This is a genomic window from Nonlabens sp. MIC269 (assembly GCF_001430865.1).
Classification (GTDB): Bacteria; Bacteroidota; Bacteroidia; order Flavobacteriales; family Flavobacteriaceae; genus Nonlabens; species Nonlabens tegetincola.
Genome location: NZ_CP011373.1, coordinates 1,632,695 through 1,651,752 on the forward strand (window position 1 = coordinate 1,632,695; position 19,058 = coordinate 1,651,752).

19 protein-coding genes are annotated in these 19,058 nt (G+C 34.8%); 7 read left to right on the plus strand and 12 right to left on the minus strand.

From position 1 onward, the window contains the following. The first annotated feature begins 79 nt into the window (after positions 1–79). A complete protein-coding gene (locus AAT17_RS07655; protein WP_060523507.1) occupies positions 80–1,171 on the plus strand; it encodes a glycosyltransferase in 1,092 nt (363 codons plus the stop codon). Here the strand turns inward: AAT17_RS07655 and AAT17_RS07660 are convergent. From AAT17_RS07660 to AAT17_RS07670, 3 genes are read right to left on the minus strand one after another with little or no spacing between them, the layout of a single operon-like run. Then, positions 1,125–2,444 (minus strand): O-antigen ligase family protein, encoded by a 1,320-nt coding sequence (locus tag AAT17_RS07660; protein ID WP_060523508.1) that lies wholly within the window; start codon positions 2,442–2,444, stop codon positions 1,125–1,127. The two genes, AAT17_RS07655 and AAT17_RS07660, sit on opposite strands and share 47 nt — an antisense overlap. Next, positions 2,416–3,513, minus strand: a complete 1,098-nt coding sequence (locus tag AAT17_RS07665) for a hypothetical protein (protein WP_060523509.1) — start codon at positions 3,511–3,513, stop codon at positions 2,416–2,418. The genes AAT17_RS07660 and AAT17_RS07665 overlap by 29 nt, the downstream gene beginning before the upstream one ends. A 9-nt stretch (positions 3,514–3,522) precedes the next feature. Continuing rightward, positions 3,523–4,788: a polysaccharide biosynthesis C-terminal domain-containing protein gene (locus AAT17_RS07670; protein ID WP_060523510.1), complete on the minus strand. Its 1,266-nt coding sequence runs from the start codon at positions 4,786–4,788 to the stop codon at positions 3,523–3,525. A gap of 101 nt (positions 4,789–4,889) precedes the next feature. On the opposite strand from AAT17_RS07670, the gene AAT17_RS07675 reads away from it, so the two are divergent. After that, positions 4,890–5,981: a glycosyltransferase gene (locus tag AAT17_RS07675; RefSeq protein WP_060523511.1), complete on the plus strand. Its 1,092-nt coding sequence runs from the start codon at positions 4,890–4,892 to the stop codon at positions 5,979–5,981. Here AAT17_RS07675 and rfbD read toward each other — a convergent pair. The 4 genes from rfbD to AAT17_RS07695 all read right to left on the minus strand — a co-directional run bounded on the left by rfbD (position 5,976) and on the right by AAT17_RS07695 (position 10,168). Further along, the gene (gene rfbD / locus AAT17_RS07680) at positions 5,976–6,806 is read right to left on the minus strand and encodes a dTDP-4-dehydrorhamnose reductase (protein WP_060523512.1); all 831 of its coding nucleotides are present in this window, start codon (positions 6,804–6,806) and stop codon (positions 5,976–5,978) included. The two genes, AAT17_RS07675 and rfbD, sit on opposite strands and share 6 nt — an antisense overlap. Beyond that, a complete protein-coding gene (gene rfbC / locus AAT17_RS07685) occupies positions 6,803–7,342 on the minus strand; it encodes a dTDP-4-dehydrorhamnose 3,5-epimerase (RefSeq protein WP_060523513.1) in 540 nt (179 codons plus the stop codon). Before rfbC ends, rfbD begins: the two co-directional genes overlap by 4 nt. Further along, a complete protein-coding gene (locus AAT17_RS07690) occupies positions 7,339–8,379 on the minus strand; it encodes a hypothetical protein (protein WP_060523514.1) in 1,041 nt (346 codons plus the stop codon). Before AAT17_RS07690 ends, rfbC begins: the two co-directional genes overlap by 4 nt. 85 nt (positions 8,380–8,464) lie before the next feature. Then, a complete protein-coding gene (locus tag AAT17_RS07695) occupies positions 8,465–10,168 on the minus strand; it encodes a hypothetical protein (RefSeq protein ID WP_042276797.1) in 1,704 nt (567 codons plus the stop codon). A gap of 188 nt (positions 10,169–10,356) precedes the next feature. On the opposite strand from AAT17_RS07695, the gene AAT17_RS07700 reads away from it, so the two are divergent. Continuing rightward, positions 10,357–11,121, plus strand: a complete 765-nt coding sequence (locus tag AAT17_RS07700; RefSeq protein WP_060523515.1) for an amidohydrolase — start codon at positions 10,357–10,359, stop codon at positions 11,119–11,121. Here AAT17_RS07700 and AAT17_RS07705 read toward each other — a convergent pair. Genes AAT17_RS07705 through AAT17_RS07725 form a run of 5 tightly spaced genes read right to left on the minus strand, consistent with a single transcriptional unit; the run spans position 11,108 to position 16,121 of the window. Then, the gene (locus AAT17_RS07705; RefSeq protein WP_060523516.1) at positions 11,108–12,706 is read right to left on the minus strand and encodes an Ig-like domain-containing protein; all 1,599 of its coding nucleotides are present in this window, start codon (positions 12,704–12,706) and stop codon (positions 11,108–11,110) included. The genes AAT17_RS07700 and AAT17_RS07705 overlap by 14 nt on opposite strands. Before the next feature lie 44 nt (positions 12,707–12,750). Beyond that, entirely contained in the window at positions 12,751–13,653 is a 903-nt protein-coding gene (gene hemF, locus AAT17_RS07710) for an oxygen-dependent coproporphyrinogen oxidase (protein ID WP_060523517.1), read from the minus strand. Beyond that, positions 13,650–14,447 (minus strand): EI24 domain-containing protein, encoded by a 798-nt coding sequence (locus tag AAT17_RS07715; RefSeq protein WP_060523518.1) that lies wholly within the window; start codon positions 14,445–14,447, stop codon positions 13,650–13,652. The genes hemF and AAT17_RS07715 overlap by 4 nt, the downstream gene beginning before the upstream one ends. Positions 14,448–14,449: 2 nt before the next feature. After that, the gene (gene hemE / locus AAT17_RS07720) at positions 14,450–15,472 is read right to left on the minus strand and encodes a uroporphyrinogen decarboxylase (protein ID WP_042276810.1); all 1,023 of its coding nucleotides are present in this window, start codon (positions 15,470–15,472) and stop codon (positions 14,450–14,452) included. Then, positions 15,465–16,121 (minus strand): uroporphyrinogen-III synthase, encoded by a 657-nt coding sequence (locus AAT17_RS07725; protein WP_060523519.1) that lies wholly within the window; start codon positions 16,119–16,121, stop codon positions 15,465–15,467. The genes hemE and AAT17_RS07725 overlap by 8 nt, the downstream gene beginning before the upstream one ends. A 257-nt stretch (positions 16,122–16,378) precedes the next feature. On the opposite strand from AAT17_RS07725, the gene AAT17_RS07730 reads away from it, so the two are divergent. From AAT17_RS07730 to nadD, 4 genes are read left to right on the plus strand one after another with little or no spacing between them, the layout of a single operon-like run. Continuing rightward, complete coding sequence (locus AAT17_RS07730) at positions 16,379–16,987, plus strand: Crp/Fnr family transcriptional regulator (RefSeq protein WP_042276816.1); 609 nt, start codon at positions 16,379–16,381, stop codon at positions 16,985–16,987. A 22-nt stretch (positions 16,988–17,009) separates the two neighbouring features. Continuing rightward, the gene (locus AAT17_RS07735) at positions 17,010–17,885 is read left to right on the plus strand and encodes a YicC/YloC family endoribonuclease (protein WP_060523520.1); all 876 of its coding nucleotides are present in this window, start codon (positions 17,010–17,012) and stop codon (positions 17,883–17,885) included. Beyond that, a complete protein-coding gene (gene gmk / locus AAT17_RS07740) occupies positions 17,885–18,481 on the plus strand; it encodes a guanylate kinase (RefSeq protein ID WP_042276822.1) in 597 nt (198 codons plus the stop codon). Before AAT17_RS07735 ends, gmk begins: the two co-directional genes overlap by 1 nt. Next, complete coding sequence (nadD, locus tag AAT17_RS07745; RefSeq protein ID WP_042276824.1) at positions 18,468–19,058, plus strand: nicotinate (nicotinamide) nucleotide adenylyltransferase; 591 nt, start codon at positions 18,468–18,470, stop codon at positions 19,056–19,058. The genes gmk and nadD overlap by 14 nt, the downstream gene beginning before the upstream one ends.

A 19,058-nucleotide genomic window follows, 5' to 3' on the forward strand; every position in this document is an offset into this window, starting at 1 on the left:
GTTTTCAATGTGTTTACTTTACTGCGAATATGAACAAAAAAGATACTACAAGCAAGATTACCACTTACCTTTGTAACCTATGAACAACAAGAAACTTAAAGTTTTTCACGTGATTGAAGCCTTAGGTGGTGGAGTTTATAGCTATTTCTGTGATTTGACTCAGGTTTTTGGTCCTAGTGATCGAGTACAAACTACTATTATTTATAATGATCAACGTGCCGAAATAATCCCTGAAAATGTCCAAAAAGATTTTCATTCCAATGTCAGGCTACTTAAAGTTCCCATGAATGAAAATATCTCGCCAATTAACGACTATAAAAGTATAAAGGCGCTTTCTAGAATTTTTAAAAAGGAACAACCAGATGTTATTCATCTTCATAGCTCAAAAGCTGGTGTTTTAGGTAAGGTTGCAGCAAAAATCGCGAGTTCTCAAGCTCAACTTTTTTATACGCCACATGGTTATAGTTTTTTACGCAAGGACATTTCAAGCAGTAAAGCTGCGGTTTTTAAGGCTATTGAAAAAAGAATGGCTTCCTTTTATGGCTTTACAACCATAGCTTGTGGTGATACAGAATTTGATGAAGCAAAAAAGCTACATGATAGGGTAGAGCTTATTAGAAATGGTGTCCCATACAACAAGATAAAAACCTTTTTGAATACCCAACCAACTTCAAAGTTTACTGTAGGTATTTTAGGTAGGGTTACACACGCTCGCAATCCTAAGTTGTTTAATGAAATTGCTCTTCAATTACCCGATGTACAATTCGTCTGGATAGGAGATGGTATTCTCAAGGATCAAATCACAGCTCCCAATATCACAATAACAGGTTGGTTCATGAATAGGAATGAAGGTCTAGAGCATCTTAATAGATTGGATGTTTATTTACAAACCTCACTTTGGGAAGGATTACCTATTGCTGTACTTGAGGCTATGGTTTTTGAAAAGCCCGTGGTAGCTACCAATGTGATAGGAAATAGAGACATAGTACTACCATCTCAAACAGGGTTTTTAATCGATGATGCTGCACAAGCCGTTCAAGCTATTACACAGCTATTTGACAAAGATTTGAGGTTGCAAATGGGGAAAAATGGTAGTAAACGCGTTGATGAGGTTTTCAATTCAACTAAGAACTTTTCTCAATTGATTGACTTGTACTACAGTCGTTCTTAATAAACAGCGCACTAAAAATACTTATCCACAAGGCGCTGAAGGTGATACCATCATAACGGATTAAAAAATCATCGGTAAGATTTGAGGTAAAGAACAATACAAAGAAAAACAGAACAACGCTGTGCTGTAATCTCCAGCCTAGCCACAAAATATTAAGTACATAAAGAAGCACCGCAAGCAATCCTAATAAACCAAATTTGAGTAAGAAATCTAAGTACTGGTTGTGAGTAGGAAATTTATACTTGGCTAGAAACTGCTGGTCAGTATCCAGGTAGGCTTGATTGAGCTCGTCCTTGCCATCTGCAGCGCCTACACCTATCCAAATATCCTGTTGAGCTCTTTCCCAGGCTGTTTTCCAAATACTTACACGAGTTACAAAACTATTGAATACCTCACCTTCTGGGTTTTCAAAATCATCAAGTTTACCTACTTTATCCATGTGAGCAAATGTGACAGTGGTATACTTTTTTGTGATGTAAGGAAACGCTTTCGCGAAAGCGAACACCATTAAAATCAATACTGCCAGTGTACTGGCTGTGACAGTTACCAGTTTCTTGCGTGATACCTTTTTAAACAATTCTAAAAATAAAACTAAAAATATACCGATAAATGCATTTGCGACGGCAAGCCTAGTATTAATAATAAGAAGCAGAAATACAGAAATTAAAAATATTAGAGTCCTATAATTAAGGATTTTCCAGCTAGATTCGATCAAGTATCTTATAGCGAGATAGGTGTTTACAACAACTAGAAAAGCCACATGCATGTTGAGGGCTGGCGCATGAACACCGGTGCTATTTGCAAAAGAATAACCCATTTCCCACAGGTGAATACCCTTCAAATATTTTGAAACGAGTTCGGGCTCAATAATTAGGAATCTTATTAATAGAACGACTAGTAAGCACGTGAATAATATGGAGTAGTAGGTAAGTACTTTTTTAAAATTGATTTTAATAGGCGATCCTATAAGAATAACCGGAAATAACAACATACTCATGCGTTTTTCCATGTGTTTAAATCCTTCTGATAGTTCAACATTGTTCCACAGGAATAGTACATCCAGTAGAAATGGTAATGCGATCAAACCAATTTTCCAAAATGAATTTTTAGAAAACTTAAAAGATCTTGCGATTAATAGGTGACTTACTATAAAAAGAATGATAGCAATAGTCCCAGGTTTCCTAAACACTAGTATACTAGCTAGAATTCCTATTAATAACTCATAATTATTAAGATACCAAGACCTAGTTGTTTTTAGCCAATTTGAAAACATATCGTTTAATTTTTGTAGGTCGTTTTATAAGTCCTTTGTTATAATAAAACGCTAGCCATATCCATGGAAAAACGCCAAGTTTATGTTTTACAGCACTTCCTAAATCTGGTTCAAATACACCTTGTATAACAAAATAAGCGAATAGCAAGTGAAATACCCATTGCTCGTGAAGGTATTTCTCCTTGTTTTTTAAGACAATACTGTACAGATATAATAAGTAAATAAATAAGCCTAATTGCCATATCACAAATGCAATTACATGAGGTTTTAAAATGAATCTAAGTCCAGTGACAGGAAGGTTTACTGTGAAAAAACCATAGACTATTCCAAATGCTTCACCATGAAAGGTATCTGTTTCTACAGGTGAAACAATCATTGTGGCAGCATTTGAATCACCTCTTTCAACTCTTCGTTTATTAAGAGCTTCTCTAGAGCCTTGTGACATGAACTCACCCTTAACGAGTCCATAACTTAAGGACATAAAACAGGCAGTTAAAATACCTACTACAAGCACAGTAAGAACTCTATTTTTAATTTTTATATAGCTCAGGCCGTAAATGACTAATGCTAGAAACGGTATGAGTAAAAAGTATTGTCTGTAAAACCAACCAAAAAAGGCAAGAAGTAAAAATGTTAATGCGATTTTTAAAAATAGGTTGAGTCTTGAGATAAGAACGAGACTCAATAAATAGATGTAGATAGCAGTAATAAATTCTTTAGAAGGGAAACCTACATATATACCGAACATGAGTAAACCCAGCCAGATAATCGCGTTTTTCAAATTGAATTGATGAAAGCTTCTGGGTATTTTCAAATGTTTAAACATCAAAAAAATGATAGGCAATTGAATTAAAGCAACCATAGGAAATGGTAGTCTGCCTACACCCGTTATATGATAAATCATCATAGAAAAAGGATAGCTACCCAACCATCCTTTTTCATTATACCTATCCAAGCCTATGGTATAGGCATCAAACATAAATCTATCAGGTAGGATGAAGCTAGCAATCATTCCAACTAAAATTGTAACGATTGCAATAATTAAAAAGGTAAGCTTACTTCTTTTCAAACTAGATGATTAATGAATTGCAAGTACTATATTATCTCGCTTATAAACATAAAATACAATAACCAAATTCCAAAAAATCAAGCAGATAGAGCTTGCGATTGCGGCACCAATTATACCATAAATTGGTATAAGTATGAGGTTAAGGATAATATTTATAAAAATGGTAATAAATATAATATTTCTAAATTGAGACTGCTTATTAGTCATATTCATATAAATACTGGTACAACCACATAATGCATTTACGATACAACCAACTAATAAAATCATTAATGCATATGAACCTTCAATATAATCTGACCCGAATAAAGAGAGAAGAAACTTTGGTATGAATAATAGAACAATTACTAATGGCAAACTTATAATCGCAATGGTTCGAGTTGTTTTTTTAATTAATTGGTCTAAAGCTCTATAGTCTTTTTTAAAAAAACGTGTGGCTAGTTGTTTTGAAATAGAAGCTTGTAAAGTAGTTTGAATCATCGCTATTAAGCTGATAATCTTAACAGGTTGTGCATAAACCGCGACGGCTTCATTACCTTCAAAATATTTTAATAAGATAACATCAATCGACAGTAATAAAAAGAACCCCAATCCTGTAAGGGCCATGGGCATTGAAACTTTATAAATATCTAGAGTCTTAAAGGATGATTTCCAAGATTGATTTTTAATTTTAGGTACGATTTGAAAGGTAGAAACAACAAATAAAATCACAAACGAAAATAAAAAGACATCTATAATAAATGCTTGATTTGAACTATTCATCAAGTATATAGCGGCACAAAATAATAGTATGTATTTAAAGATACCGCGATACAATTCTGCCCACATGTTTAATTCAAAAACTCTAAACACTTCAGTGTTTAAGGTTGCTCCAGCATAGAAAAACAGGCTTATGATAATTTTAAAGATGATAGAATCTGAAAAGAAATTTTGATAATATTCAACTGGAATTAAGACATAAACTAGTAAAATAATAAAACAGAGTAAACCTATTAATTTAAGGCTATTTAAATAAACACCCAGAAAAGTATCAAACCTGCCATCACTTTCTAACCTACCAGCAAATTGAATTATAGATCGATCTGTTCCCGCAACAACAATTGCACCTGTTAACAGCAAAATAGTTCTAGATAACTCAAATTCACCAACTAAATTCTGAGGATAGTAATTGGTCATTATCAATGTCGCCAGAAACAAAAGACCTACACCAGCTAATCTCAAAACAATTAGAGTAATTTGGTCGGAGGCAATAAACCGATTGATAAGCTGTTTCATTATCTTAATAGAACTTATTCAAACAAAAATAGCAGTACTTCAGTCTTTAATCTATCTTTTATGAAGTTATATTTGAATTATTCTGAACCCTTCAAATCTATATGAAGAATAAATTTTTGCTTTATACTCCTACACTTGAAGGCGGCGGTGCCGAAAAGGTTTTTATAAAATTATCGTCTTATTTGATTGAAAATAATTACGACGTACGTTTAATCACCGCCTATGGAACTGCTTATCAAGATATTCAAAATGAACATTTGACAGTTATTAGAATGTTCAATAAAAAGCCATCTCAATCAAAGCTGCTGAATCTCCTTTTAAGATTGTGTATAATGCCATTCATTATATGTTTTGAATTGATAAGGTTTAAGCCTCATTATTTTATTACCGCTGTTCTAGAGGCCAATGTTTTTGGTAATATTTCTCACTTTATTTGCCAGTCAAGAAGTAAGTTAATCATCAGGCAAGCAGGAGAACTTGCTAATGAGACGCATCCTGGAAAATTAAGTATTCTGCTTAAATGGGCTTTTAATAGAAGTCACTTGCTCATTGCAAACTCAGATGGTACTAAAACTTCAATGATTAATTTTCACAAAGCAATAAGTTCAAAAATTGAAGTCATTGGAAACCCGATTTATGAGTCAAAAACAGTAAAAACTAACAATTCTGCAGGTGAACGTTACTTACTAGCGGTAGGACGACTAGAGTCTCAAAAAGATTATCCCACTTTACTCAAGTCATTTGCGCTTATTAAAGACGATTTGAATGTGAAGCTTAAAATTGCAGGCGATGGCATGTTAAAGGATGAACTTATTCAATTAACAAATGAATTAAAAATTAGCGATAGCGTCGAATTTTTAGGTTTTCTTGAGGATCTAGATGATTACTACGCAAATTGTATTGCGTTAGTTTTGAGTTCGCATAATGAAGCTTTTGGGAATGTAATTATAGAAGCAATGTCCTATGGGAAGCCTGTAATCAGCACTAGGTGTGCTGGCCCAGAATTTATTATAAATAACGATTCTATTGGAGAACTTTGTGCTATAAAAAATCCACGATCTATGGCCGATTCAATAATTAAGGTCGTAAACTCGCCACAGAATTATGATTTAGACTTAATTATTAAAAGAGCACAGGACTTTTCATTAGAACGAATAGGCAATAAGTATCTAACTGCTATAACTGCGTTATAGTCCTTCAATTACCTTTTCTAATTCGATTTGATAAGGAGATAGTAGGTATTTGAAGACCTCTTCTGTCTTTGAGGTGTCCATCACGCTATACGCAGGTCGTCGCGCAGCAGTAGGGTAGTGGTCTACGGCATGAATGTTTTTTTTAAGTTCTGCCAGTTCATTTATTTTTAAAGCAAACTCATACCAACTCACCTTTCCATGATCCACATAATGATACAAGCCATACTGTAAAGGATCTTGCTTAATAACATGATGTATAAAATTGGCAACACTCAAGGCACTTGTAGGTGATCCTACTTGACTAGTTACGATATTTAATTGTTGTTGATCGGTAGTCGTAAGCCATGTATAAAAGTTTTTACCAAAAGGTGCATACAACCATGAAATTCTAAATATATAATACTTAGAAGCTAGCACTTCAATGGCTTTTTCACCAGCGAGCTTACTAGCACCATATTCATTGATCGGGCTTGTGATATCATGTGGTTGATAAGGAATATTAGAGGTCCCATCAAAAACATAATCAGTAGAAAAATGAATTAATGTAGCATCATACTGGGCAGCGATTTGGGCTAATTTTTCAACTGCGGTTGCGTTTATTTTAAAGGCTTTTTCCCGTTGTTCTTCAGCTAGATCTACAGCTGTGTAGGCAGCACAGTTAATAATATAGTCAGGTCTTAGGGATGCAACCTTTTCTTGTACTTTGTGTGCACAAGTTATATCTAGTTCTTTACTTGTGAAAGTGAACAATTCAACACTGGTCAACCGCTTACTTATGGCTGTTCCCAGCATCCCATTTGCACCAGTGATTAGAACTTTTATCATAATTGAGATAGATATGGGGCAGCACTATCTTTTTCAGAAAGGACGACATCCTTTTCTGGTATTTGCCAATCAATAGCAAGCTGTGGATCATCGTATCTTACTGCAAGTTCGGTTTCAGGTTGATAAGTATTGTCAATTTGATAGTTCACAATTGCAGTTGATGAAAGTACCGAGAAACCATGTAAAAAGCCTCTAGGGACATATAATTGCTTGTTATTTTCTGCACTCAATTTGATTGCAAAATGGTTCAAATAAGTTGGAGAATCTACCCTAAAATCTACAGCAACGTCTAATATCTCACCTTGCACACAACGTACTAGTTTTGCCTGTGCAGCATCTCCTTTTTGTAAGTGTAAACCTCGAATAACGCCATAGGTTGAGGTACTCTCATTAATTACAATAAACGGGTTGGATTGAGGTAACGCTTTCGCGAAAGCGAGACTATCAAAAGCAACAACAAATTTACCACGCTGGTCACCATACACAGCTGGCTCGATGACTTTACAATCCTTTAATGACGTTTCTTTTACTATCATTTTCGTTGCGACTCTAACCTGTTAAGATAACTCCACAATAAAGGAATTAAGGCTAGTAGCATACCGCAACCTAGAAAGATAAAGGCCAATTTGATCTTGTAATGCTTCTTCTCAACAGATCCTTTAGTAACGTATTGTGATAATACATTTACGGTTTTGGCAAACTTGTACTTGTCTTCTCTAGCCTCTGAAATTTTATACAGTAGCGTTGATTTCTGACCAAAGAGATCTTTAAGCGCATCAGACGGCTTTTGATCTCCTAAATATAGGTTTGTTCCAGTCGATGCGCCGCTTGTTGAATTTCCTGCAATCGCTTTTTGGTAACTAGCGATAAGTGAATCGGTTTCTTGTAATTGATATTCGAGCACTTTTAAGTCAAATGCATTGTTCTCCTTTGCCGATTGACGTAAAGCTTTAATCCCTGAATTATCTTGAACCGTTACTGCCGGTTCACTTACTTTATTAACCACCTCGCGATCGGTTCCGGCAATAATTACCTTATAGAATTCATAATCGATATCTCGTTTTGCCGCTTTAAATCCTTCAAAGGTAAAATTCATAAGCGCCATGGTATCGCTTTTTCTCGCCAGTGCATCGTATTCTGCTAGTAACTCATTATCTGTATAGCTAGCCTCGATCTCAAAAGACCCTAAGGTTTGTGCCTGTTCCTCGTTAATCTCTAACTTATTGGCTAGACTTGCAAAATCCTCTTGTTCAATAAGCGACTGGTACAAGTTAATATTTGAAATAAGTTGAGCAGCACTATTGAAATTGGGTTGTACTCTAAGTATGGCATTAAAGGATTTTTTGTTTTGTAAATCCAGGTAATAACCTAATCCAGCTCCTATCAAAAACAGAACAGCTAGTAAAACTAGGTGTTTTTTCATGAATAGTAAGGTAAGAACTAGGAAGTTACCTATTCCTTTAAATACATCTCCTATGGCTTTAAAGAGATTTTTAAAACCATTACCTATCCATGTGAAAACAGGTACTAGATCTACCTCTTTTTCCTCCTGATTATTGGGCTGGTCGCTCATATGTAAGTTTTTATTGTGTCAAATATAAGTTTTGTTCACAATTTAGAACGCAACCTGGCAGTACTAAGTATAATCGAAGAATTAATTATAGACTTTCCTCCATGATTTGTTCTAGGATTTTTTCGGTAATCACATATACCGGTTTTACTCCTAGTAAACCTAATCCACCACTTGCAAGAGTATGACCTGTTTTTAAAGGATTATCACTTGCATAGTAGGCATATCTTACTTTTACATCACGATCTATACTTCTACGTACCTGTGATGCAGATTGCACTGCTTTTTGGTAATGAGCACCTTCCATTTCCAGACCTATCACTCTCCAACTACTGGTGTGAAAAAACTCTAGTAAATCTTTGTTTTGTAGCGAAGTTCCTAGAACGGTAACCATACTTCCACTTACTATATTAATGCCATCTTCTTGTAAATCCTCTTCTTTAAGTTGATTTTCAAAAGGATAATTATCTGCTGTTCCTTCAAAAACATGAGCATCAGGTATCATGATGTCGCCTTTATCACCGGTAAGAATACCTGCTTTACCCATTACATTAACAGATTTGACATTCATCTTGTGCTTAGTTCCGTTTTCATCGGTATACGGTTTAAGCAATTCATCCATCGTCTCAAATGCTTGCTCACCAAAGGCATAGTCCATTACGACAAGTACTGGTTTTGTGCTGTTATCGCTTTCGCGAAAGCGTACTGAACAAAAATCAACGTCCATGTAAGCACATTCACTGGTATCAAATATCTGTACATCGATATTAGTACCACTAGTATCTTTAAGTTCATACATACCATTTGTAACGGCATGTTTTTTTATACGGTCACGCAGGTTTTTATTTGCCTCGTCACTGAGTTTTGCAAAAAGAGACATGCGGTCAGTGTCTTTAAGCTGTTTTTGTAGGGCTTTTGGACCATACAAGGAATTCATGACACTGTGCAAGTTGGCACTTATTATATGAATAGGTCTATCGAATAAATTGTTATCGACTAAAAATTGCTTGATACGAGACGCCCAAATATCTCCATGGATGTGATGACCCAATCGTTCTCTAAGAACAGGAGAAAAGGTAATTAATCGTTTTTGCTCATCCAGAATTTCTTTTCTGGCAAGAGCTCCCATGTGATAAATTATACTGAGGAAGCGATTAGGATTATCAACTGTTGCAAATTTAGGATAGGTACTTTTCACCTCTTTAAAGGTTCTACCTAGAATGGTAGCGACGTGCGTCATTGCAATATCTTTCTCCTCTTGAGAAAGTTTCTTCTTTGTAACCGCATTTTCTAGACATTGCCAGTCTCTTGTAGTTTGTTTGTTCTCACCTACCATTACTTGCTTCATGATTTTATGAGATTCTATCATGAGAAAAGTAAGGTGAGTAAGTATGTCATAAATCTCTGATCTACCACGAGTAACCTCAATATTCATTTGATGATCGTCGATACGATAGCAATTACGTCTACGTTTAAGAGGAATTATAGGTTTAAAATGACTTTGCTCATAACCTTCATTACTGGTGAGATTGATGTAAGTACACTCTTCAATCCCTACAGGTAAACGATCCATAACGTACAGTAATCCATCTAGTTCTACCTTTTCATCGGCGATGGATCCATAGATTTCAGGTTTTAGTGTAAGGAGTGATTCTCTTAACGATTCACCACTCACACCCATAGGTTTGTAAAATCCACGATTGAATAAATGTCTCATTGTGATGTACATGCGTTCAATCGCATTAGTACTTTCTTGAGCCTTAGTACGTGGTTGAATTTGGAATGATGCCATAAACTATTTTCTCGACAAAGATATTCTTTTTAAAAATCATAAAGTATTAAGAAATAGATAAGGCTTTGTTTTTCAATTGAAAAGTTTTCTATCATGCTAGTTTTTAATAGCCGTGAAAGGCAAGGTATCGTACAAAACAATAACGTAATTTTAATGACATCAATTTTATAGGCACTTATTTTTAACGCATGAAAGTATCATTAATCCAAAGCGAACTAGTCTGGGAAAATCCTGTTGAGAATAAAAAGGCTTTTGACACCAAACTGATTGAACTCTATCAACAAACGGATCTGGTAGTGTTACCCGAGATGTTTACTACTGGTTTCTCTATGAATCCACAAGGTATTGCAAGTAATTACGAAATTTTAAACTATTTAAAAGTGCACGCCTCTAAAGGGAACTTTGCTATTTATGGCAGTGTAATGTACGCTACTGATACTGGATATGTAAATAGAGGAATTTTTATGAATCCCGATGGCGAGCATACATTTTATGATAAACGCCACACGTTTACTCTTGCAGGTGAACACAATGTTTATGATAAAGGAGAAGAGCCTGTGGTTGTTTCATTTAAAAATTGGAAAATCAATCTTCAAATATGTTATGATTTGCGTTTTCCTGTTTATTCTAGAAATACCAGCGACTATGACATATGTATTTATGTGGCTAACTGGCCTGTGCCTAGGGTAAACGCTTGGGATGCACTTTTAAAGGCTAGAGCGATTGAAAATATGTGTTATACAATAGGTGTTAATCGCACAGGAAAAGATGGTACAGGAATGGATTATAACGGACATTCACAGGTTTATGATGTCCTAGGTAAGGAGTTAATTGATGAACATCCTTGGGAGCAAAACGGAATAAAAACGGTTCTTTTAGATAAAAATCATATCTCACATTACAGAGATAAACTGAAGTTTCTACAAGATAGAGATAGGTTTAATTTATTATAACTGTTTGACGTAAGTCCCAGTTTGCCTGAAGTTTTTGTAATTCTGGAAAATACTCGACCTTTTCTGGTTGTTTGTTTTTGAAAAAATCTCCGGAATCATACCTACCATTATCATTGGAATCATAGATTAATCTAATGTAGTAGTTACCTGGATTTAAATAATTAAACTCAAGGGTGGTATTTTCTCTTGCAGTTTGCTGTTCTACAACCTCTAATTTTTCATCAACAATTTCCACTAGTATAGGAAACTCTTTTCCACCGGTCAATGTCACCCAGATGTTACCTAATGAAGAGGATTTGTTTGTATTGTATGTAAAATTAAGCGTGTCGATATTTTTTGCTCCAAAATAATCAGTGATTGCCTCGGGTAACATTTGTAATTTATACTTCTGGTTTTCTTGTGAGTCGATAGCTAATTCTAATTGATTTTTAAACCGGTCTAACTTAAAGTTAGTTTGAACCACGGCACTATCCTTATCAATTAATTTAAAAAGGTTTGTGTTGTAGTCTTCAATAGGAGTAGTAGCTGTAATCAAAATGTTTTTACCTATTCCAAACTTTCCAGACTTGCTTACTACCAGACTGTCTTTTTTCTCTTCTTTGTAGAATACCTTTACCGTATCTGTAAATTGTTCATAATAAGCATTAAATAAAACAGAATCCTTTATTACAGCAGGTTTTTGCCATATTTCAAGAGTATCCTTTTTTGTAAGTTTTGTAATGCGTAAATCATTTATAGGATACTTAGGTAGAGATTTCAGGTTAAGACTGTCTAACGGACCTGTATAACCTAAATCCCATCGTTGAGAATTTTTAAATATGGGTTTTGTAATACTAGGTTCCTGCGCCTGCTTGAATAGTTTAAGTTCATACGTTTGATCGCTAGGAACAGTTATTAAGTCTGAAACAAAACCAATTTTATCACTGCTGGGATCAAATTTTAAATTACGATTATCCTCCTTTAAAGCAACCATTTTATAGGTACCAGCTTTGATATTTTGCATGGTAAATGTTGACAGACTATCCAGTGTGTTAAGAACGTAATTAGGTTTACCCTTTGTGACTACCGTATCTACAAATTCTCCGTTTACTTCATATAGTAAAACGTTCACAAATTTTTCAGATTTGAATTTTAGGGCGTCAGTGATTTTTCCTTTTACGGTTAATGAATCAATTACATCTCCGGTGCTAAATACATATCTGAAAAAAGGAAATGGATTACCTTCATTGTTATCCACAATACTTTGTCCAAAATCCAACACATAAGTGGTATTGTCCTGAAGCGTATCTTTAATTTCAATGGTTAACTTTTTTGAAACTCCACCTTGAGGAGTTATCACAGGTTGGTATTCTAATGGTGGAGATACCACTAGTTGCTTTTGTAAATCTTTTAATTTGATGAACTCATCAAATTCTATTTCTATCACCTGATTATTAAATCTAGTAGAATAGTTATCAGGATAGGCCCTTAAAATAACAGGAGCTTCTTCATCTACTGGTCCACCAGTAGGACGACCACGTTTGGCACATGACAATACAGTAATGACTAAAAGGACACCGCATAATCTGGCTAACAATGATTTCATGATAAGGAAACGCTTTAGGTAGTACAAAAGTATAAGTTATATATCTATACCCAGTTTTTAGGGTTTTGGAGAACCTTTATTAATTCATGTTCAGGACTTTCTGGTACAGGATGGTGGTCGTATTTCCATTGAACATGTGGTGGCAAACTCATTAAAATACTTTCTATTCTTCCATTAGTTTTAAGTCCGAACAAGGTTCCTTTATCATGAACTAAATTGAATTCTACATAGCGACCTCGCCTTATTTCTTGCCAGTCCCTATGATTTTGATCATATTCCAAATCTTTACGTTTCTCCACTATTGGCACATAGGCTTCTAAGAAGTGACTGGCCATATCTATTTGAAAAGCATACCAATCTTCCATTGTAAAACTCTCATTTGCTTTACAGTAATCATAGAACAATCCTCCTATTCCTCGAGCCTCGTTACGATGACTATTGTGAAAATATTCATCGCATTTTTTCTTAAAAAGGGCGTAGTCTGCAACTTCATGTCTGTCACACACCATTTTACATATTTTGTGGAAATCCGTTGCATCCTCTTCAAATAAGTAATAGGGTGTAAGATCTAATCCACCACCAAACCAACTGTCGACTATCCTACCTTTTTCATCATACATTTCAAAATATCTAAAATTACAATGCACAGTAGGGACAAAAGGATTTTTAGGATGTAAAACTAAACTTAAACCTGTAGCATAAAAATCAACATCATTGACTTTAAAATAATTTTGCATGGACACTGGCAACGGGCCGTGAACAGCACTTATATTGACACCACCTTTTTCAAAGACAGCGCCGTTTTCAATGACACGTGATCTACCGCCACCACCTTCTTCTCGTTCCCATAAATCCTGCTTAAAAGAGGCTACTCCATCAAGTTTTTCAAGGGTTCCAGATATCGTATCTTGTAATTCTAAAATAAATGAATAGAATTTTTCTTTCATGAAGTTATTTCATTAATAGATTCACTTGTAGGCTCGATGGGAACGAACAACTCTCGATCTTTCATTTCGTTAAGAGTTAATCTTGAAGCTGCAGTTACTGAAAAAGGTAATACTAGAATAACACCTATTATTGGTATCAATACCATTCCCATAAATACTAAACCATTACCTATAGCAAGGCCTCTACGTTGTTTTACAAATTTGACAGAATCGGCATATTTAAAATGACGTTCTAGCGTATAGTCCATATTTCCAAACCCAGCATAATAGGCTTGAACGATAAACGCAATGATGGTAAATACAATACCAACTACAGGAATAAAACTCAGTAATAATAAGGGTATTGTTAGTAGCAATTCATAACCTAGATTACGCACATTAATGCGTAAACCACGCCAAAGCTGTTCTAGATTATTAGTATTTCTATGAGGATAAGTATGAGTGTAATTAGGGTAAAGGTGCTTTTCAATACGTTCTGAAACAGGAGACATAAAAGGAGCGCTTAATATCATAACCACATGCTTGTAAAGGATTAAGCCAATGATTATTATGATAGCTCCGCTTATCCATTCGGCAATGGTATGAAAGGTTTGTGAGCCCGTTTCCCATATCCATAATTTATCCATAATGTTGGCTAGGTTATCGCTCAACCCATAGGCAGCAAATCCAATTCCTACAAAGAAGAAAAAGCTTATAAGCATGGGTACAAAAAAGAATTGCCAAAGATTAAGCTTACTTATCAAAGCAAACCCATCAGAATAGGCCTTAATACCCTTCCAAACATTTTTAAACATTACTATGCGTATTCTTTAACCGCGTCTACAAATGCTTGTGCATTTTCAACGGGTATATTAGGTAAAATTCCATGACCTAAATTTACTACATATTTGTCTTTACCAAATTCATCAATCATCTCCTTCACCATTTTTTTAATAGTTGCTGGTGGAGATAATAGTCTCGATGGATCAAAGTTTCCTTGTAATGTTATATCGCCACCTGTCAAGTACCTAGCATTTCTTGCACTACAGGTCCAATCTACTCCTAGAGCACTAGCACCACTACGCGACATCTCTTGTAAGGCAAACCAGCATCCTTTACCAAAAACGATCACCTCGGTAAGTGGTTTTAATGCGTCAATTATTTGTTGGATATATTGAAACGAAAATTCTTGATAATCAACCGGCGAAAGCATTCCACCCCATGAATCAAAAACTTGAACAGCATTGACACCATGTTTTACTTTTTCTTTAAGGTAAGCAATGGTAGTATCAGTTATACGTTGCAGTAAATCATGGGCAGCTTCTGGTTGTGTAAAACAAAACTCTTTGGCCTTGTCAAAGTTTTTACTTCCTTGTCCTTGAACACAATAGCATAAAATCGTCCAAGGTGATCCAGCAAATCCAATTAATGGCACTCTGTCATCCAGAACTTTTTTAGTCATATCAATGGCTTCCATCACATAACTAAGTGCATCACTCACATCTGGCACTACTACTCTGTCTAGATCCTTAACAGTTCTTATAGGGTCTGGCAGCCATGGTCCTACACCAGCTCTCATTTCTACATCGATATTCATCGCTTGTGGTATAACCAGGATATCAGAAAACAGTATTGCTGCATCGGTACCTATTTGATCAATAGGCATAACAGTAATTTCGGTAGCCAATTCCGGAGTTTGACATCGTGTGAAAAAATCATATTTTTCTTTAAGCTTCATAAAGTCTGGCAAGTATCTTCCTGCTTGTCTCATCATCCATACTGGTGGACGTTCTACGGTTTCACCTTTAAGAGCTTTAAGAAATAAATCGTTTTTAATCATTTTTGTATGTCTTTAATACTGTTTTAATTACGTGTGCTACACTAGGTTCTTCAGCTACTATTACCGTTTTAAAGAAATTTCTAGCAGCTGTTGCTGTCGTTTCTCCTATACAAATTGCAGTAGAGGTATTTGTTGAGTTCGCTTTCGCGAAAGCGTAAACACCACGAGGACTGTAACACAAAACGACGTCAAAAGTACAACTGAAGCTTTTTTTCACCATAATTGTATCATAGACATAAATCTCGTTATACGATATTTTATTGTCGGTTAAGGTATCGGGAAGCTCATTCCGTCGATGAGGTGATGTTAAATAATCAAACTTAGTATTGTGGTAGTGTGCGCAAATGTGGTGAGCAAGCTCTTTTGCATTATGATGAGTGACAATAACGTTATAACCATTTTCTTGAAGTAAGGATGACGTGTTTATTCCTACACAGTAACAAGAAACTAATTGTGAGTCATAATTCTTTTTGAGAAAAGGAATGGCATTTTGTGAGGTAATGATAATATGGTTATTTCTTAAAGAAACTCTGGGTGAAAGCAGTATCTTTTTTAAAGGTTCTAAATCAACGACGTTGTCAAATACATCAAGCAGCTGATTTTTGTGTTCATTAGAAAGGCTTTTTAGAGATAGAATTCTTGATTTCATTGTATGCAAAATAAGTCAAATGTAGGCTTAGACCACTTAAAACCGACAAATTTTGCAATGTTGAGGTGCTCTTGTCTGAAAAAATTATTTCTTTATTGTGTATTTCGTCGATAATCTATACTCTTTTGTCTACTATATAAAAAAGGTTTAACATATGTTTTCTAGATGAGTATATAAGACATTTTTTTGTCTTTCAAAATAGGTATATTGCAAATGTATGCCTAATAAAAAGTTAATAAACTCCTAATTATTATCATATGGAATTGCCCTCTTTTTTACATGATTTGACAGGTGATGAAGGAAGACCGTCATTAGAGTACGCAAATGAAATCTTCGGATTATTAGAGGTAAAAAAAGTTAAGAAAAGAGACATTTTACTGCATTTAGGTGAAGTGTCCAGTCATATTTATGTAGTTAAAAAAGGTGTGCTTAAAGGTAGCATCATTGACGAAAAAGGTGACCTTCATACTGTAAGATTTGTTGCCGATGGTGATGTGATGACCGCGATGTATAGTTTTATTGATCAAAAACCCAGCGATCTACAAATTGAATGTGTAGAAAGCGGTGAGGTTTTATGTTTTCAATATGAAGACTTTGAGTACATGAGTAAGCTGTATCCTGGTCTAGAGCCTGCCTTTCACAAAATAATGCTCAAGCGTTATCAATCCATGCTAGATGAAAAATCTAGAATGATTAGTCATGATGCAACTACTAGATATTTGAAGTTTGTAGAACGATATGAGCCTATAGTTCACAGACTACCATTGAAGGAAATCGCATCATTTTTAGGAATTCGCCAGCAATCATTAAGTAGATTACGCAATAAGCTAGAGCAAGATAAGATGACTGAGCAGCATTCTGTTTAGTATCTTTGTCCAAAATTGTTCTATGATTATTTCCATGACCGGTTATGGAAAAGCTGTTACACAGCTTTCTGATAAAAAAATCACAGTAGAGATAAGGACTCTTAACAGCAAAAATCTTGACTTAAACCTACGGATGAGCAATGCTTATCGTGAAACCGAGCTAGATTTACGTAAAAATGCTGCCAAAATTTTAAAACGAGGTAAGGTAGATTTTTCTTTACATGTCGAAGATTCTGGTGCTGCTTCAATTCCTGCTTTGAATATTGAAGTTATAGATACTTACTTAAAGCAATTAGAGCAAATAGAACTAGTTAAAGCAACTTCTACAAATCATAAAATTGATTTACTTAAAGTAATCTCTCAATTTCCTGATATTTTCAAACCTCAAGACGATGATCTTTCTGACGAGGTTAAAGAAACTATTTTCTCAACTGCTCAAGAAGCAATCGAGGCCGTAATGGAGTTTAGAAAATCCGAAGGAAACCAGTTAGAATTTGATTTTAACTCGCGTATATCTACACTTACAAACTTACTTAACGAGGTGATTACAATCGATGAAGAGCGATTGAAAGATGTAAGAGTAAGATTAGAAAAGGCTGTAAAAGAAGTTAAAGAAGAGGTTGATTCTAATAGGTTTGAGCAGGAACTAATTTATTATTTAGAAAAATACGATATCACCGAGGAGAAAGTAAGGCTTAAGAATCATCTTAATTATTTTGTAGAAACAATGAAACAACCAGTTTCTCAAGGTAAAAAGTTAGGTTTTATTTCTCAGGAAATAGGTCGTGAGATTAACACTATTGGTAGCAAGGCAAATCATGCACCTATGCAAAAGCTAGTAGTACAAATGAAAGACGAGCTAGAAAAGATTAAAGAACAACTTCTCAACGTATTATAATGACTACACAACCCAAATTAATAGTGTTTAGCGCGCCTTCTGGAGCTGGAAAAACAACACTTGTGAAGTACTTATTACAACAACCTGAGCTCAATTTGGCCTTTTCAATTAGTGCTGCATCTAGAGAAGCAAGAGGTGAAGAGCAACATGGTAAAGATTACTACTTTCTAGGTATTGAAGAGTTTAAAAACCGTATTAGAAACAAAGAATTTCTCGAATTTGAAGAGGTTTACAAGGATCAGTTTTATGGAACTTTAAAGAAAGAGGTAGAACGTTTATGGGCCTTAGGTAAAAATGTAATTTTTGATATTGACGTTGTTGGAGGATTGCGATTGAAAAGTAAGTATCCAGAACGTTGTCTGGCTGTTTTTGTAAAGCCGCCGTCAATCAACGAGTTGCAAAAGAGGTTAAAAGGTCGTAAAACAGAAAGCCCTGAGAAAATCGCTATGCGAGTGGCTAAAGCTAGTACTGAAATGGCAACAGCGCCTCAATTTGACGTGATCGTTGAAAATAATGACCTTGAAAAAGCAAAGCTCAAAAGTTACAATTTAGTCAAAGAGTTTATTTCACAGTCCATTAAAGATGAAGAAGAATAGAATAGGACTTTATTTTGGGACGTTCAATCCTGTTCACATAGGACATCTTGCTATTGCAAATTATCTGGTAGAATTTGGTGATATTGACCAAGTATGGATGGTAGTTACACCACATAATCCTCATAAAAAGAAACAAAACTTGTTAGATGATTATCAAAGATTACATATGGTTCATCTAGCAACTGAGGAATATGAAAAAATTACAGCAAGCAATGTTGAATTTGGTCTACCACAACCTAATTATACTGTTCATACACTTGCACATCTTACTGAAAAGTATCCTGATAAAGAGTTTGTACTCATTATGGGTGAGGATAACTTGAAAAGTTTACACAAATGGAAAAATTACGAAGTAATATTAGAAGATTATTCCATTATAGTGTATCCTAGAATAGGTGATGGACAGATTCCTGATCGTTTTAAAAACCATCAAAAAATCACTAAGATTGACGCTCCAATTATGGAAATTTCTTCTACCATGATAAGAAATGGCATTAAAGAAGGAAAAGATTTAAGATACTACATGCATCATGATGTCTTTAATTACGTTGATGAGATGCATTTTTATAGAAAATAA